The sequence below is a fragment of the Acinetobacter sp. SM34 genome (assembly GCF_022012365.1).
In the GTDB taxonomy this organism is placed as follows: domain Bacteria; phylum Pseudomonadota; class Gammaproteobacteria; order Pseudomonadales; family Moraxellaceae; genus Acinetobacter.
The window spans coordinates 61673-74520 of the sequence record NZ_JAKLTP010000011.1 but is presented as its reverse complement, the minus strand read 5'-3'; the positions used below and the strand labels follow the sequence as shown (position 1 = coordinate 74520).

The window sequence follows — 12848 nt, the reverse complement described above, 5'->3', positions numbered from 1 at the left end:
ATATGCAACGTTTTGCGGTCGGTATTGAGTTTTCTGGGGTTGAGTATCGAGGATGGCAAACTCAGCAAACTGGCGTGCGTAGCGTACAGGAAACCATTGAAAAAGTACTGTCCAAAGTTGCAAATGAACCGATCATGCTACATGGCGCAGGTCGTACCGATGCCGGCGTGCATGCCACCAATATGGTGGCGCATTTTGATACTCAAGCCATCCGCAGTATTGATGGCTGGCTGATGGGCTCAAACAGCCAACTCCCTAAGGATATTTCAATACAATGGATTAAAGAAATGGATATGGCATTCCATGCCCGTTTCAAAGCACAAGCACGACGTTATCGTTACGTGGTGTATAACAATCCAGTGCGTCCCGCATTACTTTATAAACAAGTTACCCATGTATATTATCCGCTTGATTCAGACAAGATGATTGAGGCTGCGAAAAAATTTGAAGGTACACATAATTTTGAAAGTTTCCGCGCCTCCTCTTGTCAATCGAATCAGCCTGTCCGTCATGTCAGCCATTGCCGTTTAATTCGTCACGGTTGTTATTTGGTGCTCGATATTCAGGCAGATGGCTTCTTGCACCATATGGTACGTAACATCATGGGCTGTTTACTGGAAATCGGTCAGGGCATGTATGAAGTTGACCATATTGACCATATTTTTGCCGCTGAAGATCGCAAGGCAGCAGGAGTTACCGCACCACCGGATGGCTTGTATTTTATTCATGCGGATTATCCGGAACAGTTTGACCTGCCGAAAATGCCTTTGGGCCCGCATTGGCTCAATATGCCGGAATAAAAAGCATCTTCTAAATTTGAAGTGTTCATTTAAAAATAGATACCTCCACTAACCCCTCCTCAAAGGCATAGGTATCTACACAATTCCCGAGCTTTGCGTTAAGTTGAAGAGCATGCTCTTCAACTTAACATCTCTGGTCTGGATCAGCGTCTTGTTAAACGCTATAACAGCCTTGTAAAGCTCAATATGAATCCTCTTGCTTCACTTGCTCCCGCAATCAAAGACCTAGCTTCTACCCAAAGTTCAAGTTTCGCAACCACACAGGCAGTTTGGCGATTCCTGAACAATGACCAAATCTCTTTTAGTCAATTAAACCAACCTATTGAACATCTTGCATGTGAACAGATCGATGCGTCACAGCATCGATCTGCATTAATCGTTCATGACTGGTCTCAACTGCAGTATGTGAAACACAATCATAAAACTCAAAGGCTTCAAAGAACCCATCAATACGATTCAGGCTATGAGTTGCAAACCAGTCTGCTGGTTGATGCAGCCTCGGGACTCCCGATTGCACCACTGGCTCAGACGCTAACAGATGTATCAGGCTGTTATTCCACATTCACTGAACAATACAGTGAGCGCAAGTCCCATCTGGACTCCCTCTCTGAACAAATCGAAACGATTGAACAATATCCGATTGAGAAGACAAAAGTTCATATTATTGATCGTGAAGGTGATTCAATTACCCATCTGAGGGAGATGAGCAGCAAAGGTTTTAAATGGCTGATTCGGGCCAAAGAGGGTCACCAGATTGAGCATCTGGGTAAAATATGCAAAGTTGCAGAAGCCGCAGAACGGGTGGAAACGCAGCAGGTTAAGCCGATTTCTTATAAAGGTAACCAGCATGTGCTTCATGTTGGAGAAACTGCTATCCGGATGACTCGTGCAGCAAAACCGAAAAGAAAAGATGATTCAGGCCAACGGGTTGCGCCCCAACCAGGTAAAGCGATTGAAGCGAGATTAATTGTTGCAGTGGTTAAAGATGCTCAGGATAAGACCGTTGCAAGATGGACACTAATCAGCAATGTTGCTTCAGAGATTGATGCGGTAGAGCTGACGACCTGGTATTACTGGCGCTGGACGATTGAGTGCTATTTCAAGCTGCTCAAGCAGGCAGGCCATGATATCGAAGCATGGCTTCAGACTACACCTAAAGCCATTTTAAGGCGATTACTGATTAGCTGTATGGCATGTGTGCTGACTTGGAGAGTGCAACGTTGTACGGATGAAAAAATAAGCAAGTCCGTGTATTTCTCGCCCGTCTTTCAGGCAGGCAGCAGAAAAGAGGCCTATTGGAAAGTGCACCTGCAATATTGGCAGGTCTTTCGATTTTACTGAATACCCTTCAACTGCTCTCAGAATATTCAATAGATGAACTCAATGAGATTGCTGCAATTGCAATAGGTACCTCATAGAGGTGTAGATACCTATGCCTAAAAGGAGGGGTAAAGTTCCTCCCTTTTTCAAAGGGAGGCTAGGAGGGATTTCTTAACGCTGCTTACGCTTTCTATATTCCACCGGCGTTTCGTTGGTCCAGCGCTTAAAAGCACGGTAAAAAGTACTCGGTTCAGAAAATCCTGTTAGATAGACGATTCGCTCTACACTCTCTGCCGTATTGGCCAATAGTTTCTTTGCCAAACGACAGCGGTAGTCAGACAGAATTTGCTGAAAACTGGTATTGGCTTCACTCAGCTGGGTACGTAAACGGCGTGGAGTAATATTTAAATGGGTTGCTACGGTTTCCAAAGTGGTTTCGCCACTTTCTAAAGTCGAGCCAATCGCACGGCGTACTTCCCCAACCAGATCATAACGTGCCAGTTCCTGCAATTTTTCAATCGCCAATTGCTCATGTAACTGCAACAGCTCCGGTTCTGCTTGCCATAACTGATAATCTAAAATTGCAGGATCGAAATATAAACGGGTTTCCTTTTGTCCTAGACTCACCGGACATTCGTAAATCCGGAAATATTCATCATCGGGTGCGCCCTGACTGAAGTTAAAATCGATATAAATCGGTTGAAAACGGCCTTCAGTAATAAACTTGAAGAAACGCAACACGCCAGAGAGCGCACATTCAGAAAAGTGACGATTGACAATATTTTCTCCCCACGGCTGCTCGCCATTGGTTAAATAGCAACGGTCATCTTCAATCACCAGTGTGGCATGAAAGGCATCACTGATCAGGCGCTGATAGGCCAAAGCACGCTTCAGCCCTTCACCAAAGTTTTCACTGGAAATAAACAGATGCTCAATTACCTGACCACGATATAAAGGCAGGTGTTCACCCAAATGCAACCCGATATCAGGATCTTTACTCACTTCTTCTGCAGCTACCCAAAACGCATATTGAGCACTGAGCGGTGTACGATCATTGGTCTCAACCTGATTTAAGGCCACACCAGCTTTCATTAAAATTTCTTCAGTTGGCAAACCCGAACGACGGATGGCTTGATAGCCTAGTCGCAAAACAACTGATGCATCAGTTAGCTGACCCACGCAAAGACCTTCCTTGTATGTTGTTCATTTATACTTAAAAAGATTAATTTTAGATTAACTGTGATTGACCAAACTGACAACATGGCAATGCGCTTTTTTACAGAAAATATTTATACGGAGGGTTCGCTTATTTAACTGACAGATGAACGAGCAAAGCCGCATTGCGCCTTGTTTTATACAAAAAAATTGACTATAATTTGCGCCTTTCCAATTTATTCATTCAGGTAGGCTATGGCCAATAAAGAGGAACTCATCGAGTTCGAAGGCGTTGTCACCGAGACGCTTCCTAATACTATGTTCCGTGTACGTTTAGAGAACGGTCACGAAGTGATTGCCCACATCTCTGGTAAAATGCGTAAACACTATATTCGTATTTTAACTGGCGACAGTGTTAAAGTAGAAATGACTCCTTACGATTTAACGAAGGGTCGTATTACTTATCGTGCACGCTAAGTTTTAGCGTAAGCAAAAGCCACTTTTTATAGTGGCTTTTTTATTCAGCTTTATTCACTGACCGTTTATCAAATGACAACGTTCATGTAAATTTTCTCCGTATAAAATAAAGTTTTATCTTATGGAGAAGAGGCAATGTCATTTCTTCACTCTCTCAGTCTAATGACAGTATTGTGCCTGCTGTATGGATGCACAACCTCAGCAACAACCAGTGCACAACAACGTGATGCCTATTTACAACGATTTATCGGGCAGTCCAGCCAAACTATTCAAACCAAGCTCAATTTAAGCAGTATCGGTTACCAGCAAGTCCTATTGCCTACTGTAGATGATCAGACACTGACTTATACGGTCATTCGTCCTATTACTATTCCGATACCTATGGCTCAAAATCCTGCTGACATTGATTCTGGTACTGTTCCTATACAAATCCCGCCTAGAGCGCAAAGCTATGATGTGAACTTGCAATGCAAAATTATCTACCGCTTAGAACACAACATTGCTAAATCGGTTTATTACACCGGCCGTACCTGTTAAATCATCAAAAAACACAATAAAAAACGCAGCTCATGGCTGCGTTTTTGGTGTCCAGCGAACTTAGTTCAATGCAGCAACCACTGCTTGACCCATTTCCACAGTACCCACTTGTGTATTACCTTCAGACATGATGTCGCCAGTACGTAAACCTTGATCCAATACATTGCCTACTGCATCTTCAATGGCTTTCGCTGCTGCTTCTTCACGGAAGGTATAACGCAGCATCATGGCAACTGAAAGAATGGTGGCTAATGGGTTGGCAATGTTTTGACCTGCGATGTCAGGTGCTGAACCATGGCATGGCTCATACATACCTTTACCATTTTCATCCAGTGATGCAGATGGCAACATGCCGATAGAACCTGTCAACATTGCTGCTTCATCAGACAGGATGTCACCGAACAGGTTACCCGTCACGATCACGTCGAATTGCTTAGGCGCACGTACCAGCTGCATTGCTGCATTATCTACATACATATGCGACAAGTTGATTTCAGGATATTGCTCTTCTCTCAGTGCAGTCACTGTTTGCTTCCAAAGCTCGGTCACTTCAAGGACATTGGCTTTATCGACTGAACATACTTTACCGCCACGTAAGTTCGCCATTTCAAAGGCAACTTTGGCAATACGTTTAATTTCAGACTCTTTATAAACGTCAGTGTTGAAACCTTGCTTCTCGCCATTTTCCAGTTCACGGATACCGCGTGGCTGACCGAAGTAGATACCACCAGTGAGTTCACGCACAATCAGGATATCCAGACCAGAAACGATTTCAGGTTTTAAGCTTGAAGCACCGGCTAGTTGCGGGTAAAGAATTGCAGGACGCAAGTTGGCAAATAAATTCAATTCAGAACGGATTTTCAATAAGCCACGTTCAGGACGAATTGAGCGTTCAATGCTATCCCATTTTGGACCGCCAACAGCACCGAGCAGGATCGCATCTGCGCCTTTTGCCTGTTCTGCTGTCACTGCAGGGTAGGGTTCGCCATGTGCATCAATTGCAGCACCACCCAATAAACCCTGTTCCCAAGTCAAACCCAGATTGAATTTTTCATTTACTCGTGTAAGCACTTGTTCAGCTGCTTTTACGATTTCAGGACCAATACCATCACCTGGTAAAATCAAAATATGTTTTGACATGAGTGTTTCCATTTATGAAGTCGATGGATTAAATCGACGGGATTTTAAATTTTCTTTTCTACAAATTCGCCCAGACCGGTTAAGGCATTATAGGGTCTGCAGAAACGTCGGATTGTCTTGTGTTCTTGCAGGAGATCTACACACAAGGGTTCAGGTGCAGATACATTCAGCAAGCTGCCCTGCTGTTTGTTGCGTTCACGGTACATTTTAAAAATGTAACGCTGCTTCGGCTTAAACTGGTGAAAAACATGAAGGGTTTCTGCACGATCCTTGGAAATTGGATAAAAGCGGATCACCAGTTCATGTTGCCCCGGGGGGACTGAAAGATATAACGCATTCGGCTGACTTAAAGAGTTCGCCTGTAAACGTAAAACACCCGATTCAACTGCAGCACTATTCACGCGACGCTGTGCTGCATCAATAATTTGAATTTTATCTAAACGTTCAAATTCACAGTTTGCAGTACCCGCACAGTAAATTAAGGCATTTGTTTTTGTGCTTTCAGTTTCTTTTACATGTTTAATGCGCACTGTATCAATGCCTTGGCATGCACTTAAGGATGCGACCATAAGACCAAGTACAGCAAGCTGACCGTAAACTTTTGTCATTATTCGAGCCCAACCCTCACCAATTAAAGCCAACTAAATATTTTTATGGATTCGATATTAGCAAGAGTTAAGCTCCGATACTACTAGCGCTGAAAATTCAAGTAATTAACCACGAATTTCCTGAAATACCCAAGGACGTGATTGCTTGGTTTTTTCTTCATAGGCACGAATATCATCTGCAGCTTGTAAGGTTAAGCCAATATCATCCAAACCATTCAACAAACAGTGTTTACGGAACGGATCGACTTCAAACTTGAAGGCTTCACCTGTTGGCGTACATACTTCTTGTGCGTCCAAATCAATGGTTAACTGATAGCCTTCTGTCGCAGCACATTCTTTGAATAACTGATCCACAATTTCTTCAGACAAAATCACCGGCAACATGCCGTTTTTAAAGCTGTTGTTAAAAAAAATGTCGGCATAGCTTGGTGCAATTACGGTCCGGAAACCATATTCGTTCAACGCCCATGGCGCATGCTCACGGCTTGAACCACAACCAAAGTTGGCACGTGAAATCAATACAGTTGCACCCTGATAACGTGGCTGGTTCAAAATGAAGTCAGGGTTTTTCGGACGAACCGAATTGTCCTGACCTGGATAGCCTTCATCCAAATAACGCAATTCATCAAATAAGTTGTCACCAAAACCGGTACGTTTGATCGATTTCAAAAACTGTTTTGGAATAATTAAATCTGTATCGACATTGGCACGGTCTAATGGTGCAACGATACCTTGTTCAACGGTATATTTTTTCATGTCATTTGCTCCTATTAGCCGAAATTAGAAAGTACGCACGTCAACGAAATGACCGGCAATGGCCGCAGCTGCTGCCATGGCTGGACTCACCAAGTGAGTACGACCGCCATTCCCCTGACGACCTTCGAAGTTACGGTTAGAGGTTGATGCACAGTGCTCGCCCGGTTGCAATTTGTCAGCATTCATCGCCAAACACATTGAGCAGCCCGGTTCACGCCATTCAAAACCGGCTTCTAAAAAGACTTTGTCCAAGCCTTCAGCTTCAGCCTGCTGTTTCACCAAACCAGAACCCGGAACCACCATCGCCTGTTTAATTGAAGATGCCACTTTACGGCCTTTAATCACTTCAGCAGCAGCGCGAATATCTTCAATACGCGAGTTGGTGCAAGAACCGATAAATACGCGGTCTAACTGGATGTCCGCCAATGCCTGACCAGCATTTAAACCCATATATTGATAAGCACGAGTCCAGTCATTACGTTGCACGTCATCTTTGGCCTGTTCCAAAGTCGGCACCGCTTCAGAAACAGGAATCACCATTTCAGGAGAAGTTCCCCAAGACACTTGCGGTTCAATTTCTTCACCTTGCAATACCACTACAGTGTCAAAGTGTGCGCCTTCATCAGAGTGCAAAGTATTCCAGTACTCTACTGCTTTATCCCAATCTTGACCTTTCGGTGCGTAGTTACGGCCTTTCACGTATTCAATGGTTTTGTCATCCACAGCCACCATACCGACACGTGCACCGGCTTCAATTGCCATGTTACACACGGTCATACGGCCTTCAATCGACATGTCACGGAATACTTGACCACCGAATTCGATCGCGTGACCTGTACCGCCCGCGGTACCAATTTTGCCAATGATTGCTAACACGACATCTTTTGAAGTCACGCCTTGACCCAATTTTCCGTCAACACGTACCAACATGTTCTTCATTTTCTTTTGAACCAGGCATTGGGTTGCCAATACGTGTTCAACTTCTGAAGTCCCAATCCCGTGAGCCAAGCAACCGAATGCACCGTGAGTTGCGGTATGCGAGTCACCACACACGACCGTCATGCCCGGTAAGGTTAAACCTTGCTCAGGCCCTACCACATGTGCAATCCCTTGGCGAATATCATTAATGTCAAATTCAACAATATCGAAAGTTTTACAGTTGTCATCCAAGGTTTGCACCTGGATACGCGAAGTTTCATCTTCAATACCGGCAATACCCTGTTCACGCTCAGTTTTTGAGGTGGGTACGTTATGGTCTGGCGTGGCTACATTGGCACTTAAACGCCAAGGTTTACGACCTGCAAGCTGCAAACCCTCAAAAGCTTGTGGTGAAGTTACTTCATGTAATAAATGACGGTCGATATAAAGTAAGGCTGAGCCATCATCGCGTTGTTTTACTAAATGGTCATCCCACAATTTATCATATAAAGTCTTTGCTTTTTGGGTATTGCCTGCCATGTCGACGCGCTCCATAGAACTGGGTAATGCTTTCGTTAACTTCGATTATAACCACGTATTCACATAAATCTAATTTATCATTTTTATTAGTTTAAAAACTTTTTGGAATTAATTTTAACCTGATTAAAACCCTGAATTTTGGCAAAATTTCATCTCTCAGTTTTTAAACCAAGTCGCAATCTCCTGATGTTGAAACTCAACCCATCCAGGGTTCTTTATCACTCAAGAAATGAGTGAATGAGTAACTGACTTTGGATTTAGTCTGACGATTTATCTTTGGCTTCGATCAGCTGTTCAATCGCGCGGATGAGTTCTGCTTTCGCTGCACCGCACTGCGCCGCAGCCTGATTTTCGTCATCTTCATCATCGGCAATTTCATAAACCTGACTTCGCTTTTCGACCGCTTCCTCGAAAATATCAAGCAGGTATTTGATGTGTTTTATATCCATTCCTTTTATCCTCTAAAAAAGTATCACTGTCCGATACCTTTGCCCTGTTGTTTATTGATTGTTAAGTTTGATCAGTTAATTATCCATAAAACCGATTAAAAATTAAGAAATATTCGTTTTCACAAATTAAATAAGACTGATTATCATTTAGCTATATCCCGAGGCAAAGATTGAGGAACAACCCATGGCTCATATTCAAAAATTTGTAGACAATAATCAACGTATGTTTAAGAAAACCTTTAGCTATTACATTATGCACATCACGATTGCCATGTTGGTCGGTTATTTCGTCACAGGAAGTATCTGGATGGCAGTAACCCTCAGCTTGCTTGAGCCGACGATTCAGGCAATCGCATTCTTCTTCCATGAAAAAATCTGGGAAGCCAAGCCAGCTCAAAGACAGAATAGCAATAATAATATAGTCATCTAAACACTGCATCGGCCCAAACTAGAGATCATGGCTTGCCCGCTTCCGCTTTATAATCACTCCATTCATATGGGGTGATTTTTTATTTTTACCTTTTTAGTTCACATCTGTATACATTTTTTACGGTCTTTTTTAAGATGAAACACCCCCTTTGGTATAAAAATATTTTATAATTATTTAACTTTAATATAACCAGATATCTCCCTATGAATCTTGCTGCCTTTGAAGCATTCATTAAAGTCATGGAAACCGGTTCTATTTCTATGGCTGCCGATTTATTGTTTATTACCCAGCCTGCTGTGACCAAACGAATTCATAGCCTGGAAGAATACTTTGGCGTGAAACTGTTTGAGTCTGCCGGTCGTGGCGTTCAGGCGACGCATGCTGCCCATTCCTTATTACCGAAAGTGAAAAACTGGCTCAATGAACTGGGCGATATTCACCATACCCTCAGTCACGAACAGGAACAGGTGCAAGGCAAACTGAAAATTGGCACCAGTCACCATATTGGTTTGCATCACCTGCCACAGCACCTGCGCAATTATGTGCAAAAGTTTCCTGAAGTCACTTTAGATGTGCATTTTGTTGACTCGGAACAGGCGCATGAACAGGTATTGGCGGGTGACCTGGAGCTGGCCTTTTTAACCCTCCCGCCGAAAGGTGATGAACGCCTGAGTTATGTGACCATCTGGAATGATCCGCTGGTCTTTGTGGTGGCACCTTTTCATCCATTGGCGCAAAAAAAGCATTTGTGTCTGGAAGATTTGATTCAATATCCGAGCCTATTGCCAGCCTCGCAAACCTATACCACGCAAATCACTTTGGCAGAGTTTGAAAAGCAAGGGGTTAAACCGAAAATCACCATGAGCAACAATCCGCTTGAATCCATCCGCATGCTGGTTTCAATTGGTTTGGGATGGTCGGTATTACCGAAAACTTTGCTGAATCAGGATCTGCAAATGCTGGATATTGATTTGCAAATGAACCGTCAACTGGGCATGGTCTGGCATCCTGGCCGTACCCAGTCACGTGCCGTACAGGAACTGGTTGCGATGATGCAAAACTCCCATCTTAGCTAAAATTTGCTTTAAAGGCTGCATCGTTCCGGATGCAGCATTTTGTTACCTAAATCCTCAGCACAGTAGCCGAGCTTTCGAGTACTTTTAAATAAAACACATAAAACATGATGTTTTAAATGTGTAAAAGAATTCGACGGAGTGTGAGCACATGTTGAGGGATTTATTATCTGCGCGAGCTAAAAAAGACCAATCGGCAATCCATCCTCATAATTCCTGCGTGTGGCAAGGTGCAAAAATTTCCCTGCTGCCTACACCCAATTTAAACTTTGCCGATGAAGCCACTGCACGGCGTAGCTTGCGTGATTATTTCCTGAATACTTTCGACAGCTATGAGCTACTGTTTGACTGTCTGAAAAATCCGGAAGGCTATTACCTCAAGCCCATCTCTTTACGTCATCCGCTAATTTTTTATTTTGGCCATACCGCCACTTTTTTTATCAATAAATTGTTGCTGAGCAAACTGATTGGCGAACGCTTGAACCCGCAGCTGGAAAGTATTTTTGCTGTCGGGGTCGATGAAATGAGCTGGGATGACCTGAATGACCGGCATTATGAATGGCCGAGCATCGCAGAAGTCCGGGCTTATCGTCATCAGGTACGCAATCTGGTGCTGAATCTGATTGAGCATGCACCACTGACATTACCTTTGAACTGGAATCATCCGTGGTGGTCCATCATCATGGGGATTGAACATGAACGGATTCATCTTGAAACTTCATCGGTACTGATTCGTCAGCAGCAGCTGGACTATGTACACAATCATCCACAGTGGCGTGCCCAGGTCATGACCGGGATTGCCCCTAAAAATACATTAATTACTGTTCCTGCAGGACAGGTCAGTCTAAACAAAACTTTCGACAACAGCTTCTATGGCTGGGACAATGAGTTTGGTCAGCATCAGGCGGATGTTCCCGCTTTTGAGGCTTCACAATATCTGGTTTCCAATCAGGAATTCTTGAGCTTTGTGGAAGATGGCGGTTATGCAACTGATCACTACTGGACCGCAGAAGGACAGGCCTGGCTGAAATTTTCTCAAGCAGCACATCCCTGCTTTTGGCGAGAAATACCTAAAGGCTGGTCACTGCGTATTATGCTGGAAGAAATCTCCATGCCTTGGGACTGGCCGGTAGAAGTGAATTACCTGGAGGCCAAAGCTTTTTGTCACTGGAAAGCCGAGAAAACTGGTCAAAACATTCGCTTGCCCACAGAAGATGAGTGGTATCGGCTCTATGATGTGGCAGGTTTGGATCCTGAGCTGCCCTGTCCGGATCATGCCAATATCGAACTGAAATACGGAACCAGTTGCTGTCCGGTGAATTATTTCCAGCAAGGCGATTTTTTTGATATTCAGGGCAATGTCTGGCAATGGACTGAAACCTCAATTTACCCTTTTGAGAATTTTCAGGTGCATCCGATCTATGATGATTTCAGCACCCCAACCTTTGACGGACAACATAATTTAATCAAAGGCGGTTCCTGGATTTCTGCCGGCAATGAGGCTTTGCACAGCGCACGTTATGCCTTCCGCAGGCATTTCTTTCAGCATGCCGGATTCCGCTATGTTGCCGCCTCACAAGCGCTGAAGCAGTTTCAATCGCAGTATGAAACGGACCAGATGATCTCGCAATATCTGGAATTTCAGTACGGCGCAGAATATTTTAACGTGCCCAATTTTGCCCACAGCCTGATCAATATTGCACGCCCCTATTTTAAAGATCTTGCTACACATCAGGCATTAGATATCGGTTGTGCCACAGGTCGGGCCAGCTTTGAACTGGCAGCTTATTTTGATCAGGTTACAGGACTGGACTTTTCCGCGCGCTTTATTCAGCAGGCAGTACAGTTGGCACAAGGCGAAACGCTACGTTATACCCTGCCGATTGAAGGTGAACTGGTCGAATATAAAGCCTGTCACTTAAAAGAATTGGGTCTGGATGCTCATGCAGACCGAGTCGGCTTTTTCCAGGCCGATGCCTGCAATTTAAAGCCACATTTTAGCGATTACAATTTTATTCTGGCTGCAAATTTAATTGACCGCCTGCATCATCCCAAAGATTTTTTAACCTCTATTCATCAGCGTTTAGCCATGGGTGGAGTTTTAATGCTGGCCTCCCCTTATACCTGGCTAGAAGAACATACCGCACCTAGTGAATGGATCGGGGGCTTTAAAAAAAATGGGGAAAACTTTAGTACGCTGGAAGGCATTACGGAATTGCTAAAAGAGCATTTTGAAATGCTTGATGAACCTCAGGATATCGAATTTGTCATTCGTGAAACAGCGCGTAAATACCAACATACGCTGTCCCAAGTGACCTTATGGAAACGGGTGAGATAAAATTTTTATCTCAAAAAAAACAATCTACTGATTCAATACTGATCAGTTAAGGGATTTTACTATAAATGCCTTAGCTTTAAGTTATTCACAGCGGAGTCTTATCTTTTTAAATCAAATATTTGGAGCTCATTTGTTTTTTTGTTTACCCAAATGAGAAGCAAAGCTTCGCAAGAAAAGCATCTGTCATTCGCAAAACTCGTCCACTACCACCGAGTAGTACATCTATCGCAGAAACAGTAACTTTTTAATCTTGCAGTGCAATGCACCTCATGCCTCAAACAGTTGCGAATGACGTTTCCGCGTATCA

13 protein-coding genes are annotated in these 12848 nt (G+C 43.7%); 7 read left to right on the top strand and 6 right to left on the bottom strand.

Translation table 11 applies throughout. The features are described 5' to 3' along the window. The first annotated feature begins 2 nt into the window (after positions 1–2). The gene (gene truA, locus LZZ98_RS10530) at positions 3–800 is read left to right on the top strand and encodes a tRNA pseudouridine(38-40) synthase TruA (RefSeq protein ID WP_237787808.1); all 798 of its coding nucleotides are present in this window, start codon (positions 3–5) and stop codon (positions 798–800) included. 186 nt (positions 801–986) lie between these two features. After that, a complete protein-coding gene (locus LZZ98_RS10525; RefSeq protein WP_442862708.1) occupies positions 987–2141 on the top strand; it encodes a transposase in 1155 nt (384 codons plus the stop codon). A 150-nt stretch (positions 2142–2291) separates the two neighbouring features. Here the strand turns inward: LZZ98_RS10525 and LZZ98_RS10520 are convergent, their stop codons facing one another. Then, positions 2292–3299 (bottom strand): AraC family transcriptional regulator, encoded by a 1008-nt coding sequence (locus tag LZZ98_RS10520; RefSeq protein ID WP_086174002.1) that lies wholly within the window; start codon positions 3297–3299, stop codon positions 2292–2294. Between the two features lie 231 nt (positions 3300–3530). Between LZZ98_RS10520 and infA the strand changes: the two genes are divergently transcribed. Further along, the gene (infA, locus tag LZZ98_RS10515; protein ID WP_001284370.1) at positions 3531–3752 is read left to right on the top strand and encodes a translation initiation factor IF-1; all 222 of its coding nucleotides are present in this window, start codon (positions 3531–3533) and stop codon (positions 3750–3752) included. Positions 3753–3887: 135 nt separating this feature from the next. Then, a complete protein-coding gene (locus LZZ98_RS10510; RefSeq protein ID WP_237787807.1) occupies positions 3888–4289 on the top strand; it encodes a hypothetical protein in 402 nt (133 codons plus the stop codon). A gap of 60 nt (positions 4290–4349) precedes the next feature. Here the strand turns inward: LZZ98_RS10510 and leuB are convergent, their stop codons facing one another. The 5 genes from leuB to LZZ98_RS10485 form a co-directional block, all read right to left on the bottom strand. After that, positions 4350–5429 carry a 3-isopropylmalate dehydrogenase gene (gene leuB / locus LZZ98_RS10505; RefSeq protein ID WP_237787806.1) on the bottom strand — a complete coding sequence of 360 codons (1080 nt, stop codon included), beginning with the start codon at positions 5427–5429 and terminating at the stop codon, positions 4350–4352. Positions 5430–5473: 44 nt separating this feature from the next. After that, positions 5474–6037: a hypothetical protein gene (locus tag LZZ98_RS10500; protein WP_237787805.1), complete on the bottom strand. Its 564-nt coding sequence runs from the start codon at positions 6035–6037 to the stop codon at positions 5474–5476. 105 nt (positions 6038–6142) lie between these two features. Beyond that, positions 6143–6793, bottom strand: a complete 651-nt coding sequence (leuD, locus tag LZZ98_RS10495; RefSeq protein ID WP_237787804.1) for a 3-isopropylmalate dehydratase small subunit — start codon at positions 6791–6793, stop codon at positions 6143–6145. A 24-nt stretch (positions 6794–6817) separates the two neighbouring features. Then, positions 6818–8251 carry a 3-isopropylmalate dehydratase large subunit gene (gene leuC, locus LZZ98_RS10490; protein ID WP_237787803.1) on the bottom strand — a complete coding sequence of 478 codons (1434 nt, stop codon included), beginning with the start codon at positions 8249–8251 and terminating at the stop codon, positions 6818–6820. A gap of 257 nt (positions 8252–8508) precedes the next feature. After that, positions 8509–8700, bottom strand: a complete 192-nt coding sequence (locus LZZ98_RS10485; protein ID WP_237787802.1) for a hypothetical protein — start codon at positions 8698–8700, stop codon at positions 8509–8511. Positions 8701–8884: 184 nt separating this feature from the next. On the opposite strand from LZZ98_RS10485, the gene LZZ98_RS10480 reads away from it, so the two are divergent. From LZZ98_RS10480 to ovoA, 3 genes are all read left to right on the top strand, one after another. After that, complete coding sequence (locus LZZ98_RS10480; RefSeq protein ID WP_237787801.1) at positions 8885–9130, top strand: DUF2061 domain-containing protein; 246 nt, start codon at positions 8885–8887, stop codon at positions 9128–9130. 203 nt (positions 9131–9333) lie between these two features. Continuing rightward, the gene (locus LZZ98_RS10475) at positions 9334–10206 is read left to right on the top strand and encodes a LysR family transcriptional regulator (RefSeq protein ID WP_237787800.1); all 873 of its coding nucleotides are present in this window, start codon (positions 9334–9336) and stop codon (positions 10204–10206) included. A gap of 148 nt (positions 10207–10354) precedes the next feature. Continuing rightward, positions 10355–12541 (top strand): 5-histidylcysteine sulfoxide synthase, encoded by a 2187-nt coding sequence (ovoA, locus tag LZZ98_RS10470; protein ID WP_237787799.1) that lies wholly within the window; start codon positions 10355–10357, stop codon positions 12539–12541. Positions 12542–12848 lie beyond the last annotated feature (307 nt).

What these genes read in the sequence shown, in the direction of transcription:
- LZZ98_RS10525 (WP_442862708.1), top strand. Translation starts at nt 987, where the DNA reads ATGAATCCTCTTGCTTCACTTGCTCCCGCAATCAAAGACCTAGCTTCT.
- truA (WP_237787808.1), top strand. Translation starts at nt 3, where the DNA reads ATGCAACGTTTTGCGGTCGGTATTGAGTTTTCTGGGGTTGAGTATCGA.
- leuB (WP_237787806.1), bottom strand. Translation starts at nt 5,429, where the DNA reads ATGTCAAAACATATTTTGATTTTACCAGGTGATGGTATTGGTCCTGAA.
- LZZ98_RS10480 (WP_237787801.1), top strand. Translation starts at nt 8,885, where the DNA reads ATGGCTCATATTCAAAAATTTGTAGACAATAATCAACGTATGTTTAAG.
- LZZ98_RS10510 (WP_237787807.1), top strand. Translation starts at nt 3,888, where the DNA reads ATGTCATTTCTTCACTCTCTCAGTCTAATGACAGTATTGTGCCTGCTG.
- infA (WP_001284370.1), top strand. Translation starts at nt 3,531, where the DNA reads ATGGCCAATAAAGAGGAACTCATCGAGTTCGAAGGCGTTGTCACCGAG.
- ovoA (WP_237787799.1), top strand. Translation starts at nt 10,355, where the DNA reads ATGTTGAGGGATTTATTATCTGCGCGAGCTAAAAAAGACCAATCGGCA.
- LZZ98_RS10485 (WP_237787802.1), bottom strand. Translation starts at nt 8,700, where the DNA reads ATGGATATAAAACACATCAAATACCTGCTTGATATTTTCGAGGAAGCG.
- LZZ98_RS10475 (WP_237787800.1), top strand. Translation starts at nt 9,334, where the DNA reads ATGAATCTTGCTGCCTTTGAAGCATTCATTAAAGTCATGGAAACCGGT.
- leuC (WP_237787803.1), bottom strand. Translation starts at nt 8,251, where the DNA reads ATGGCAGGCAATACCCAAAAAGCAAAGACTTTATATGATAAATTGTGG.
- leuD (WP_237787804.1), bottom strand. Translation starts at nt 6,793, where the DNA reads ATGAAAAAATATACCGTTGAACAAGGTATCGTTGCACCATTAGACCGT.
- LZZ98_RS10500 (WP_237787805.1), bottom strand. Translation starts at nt 6,037, where the DNA reads ATGACAAAAGTTTACGGTCAGCTTGCTGTACTTGGTCTTATGGTCGCA.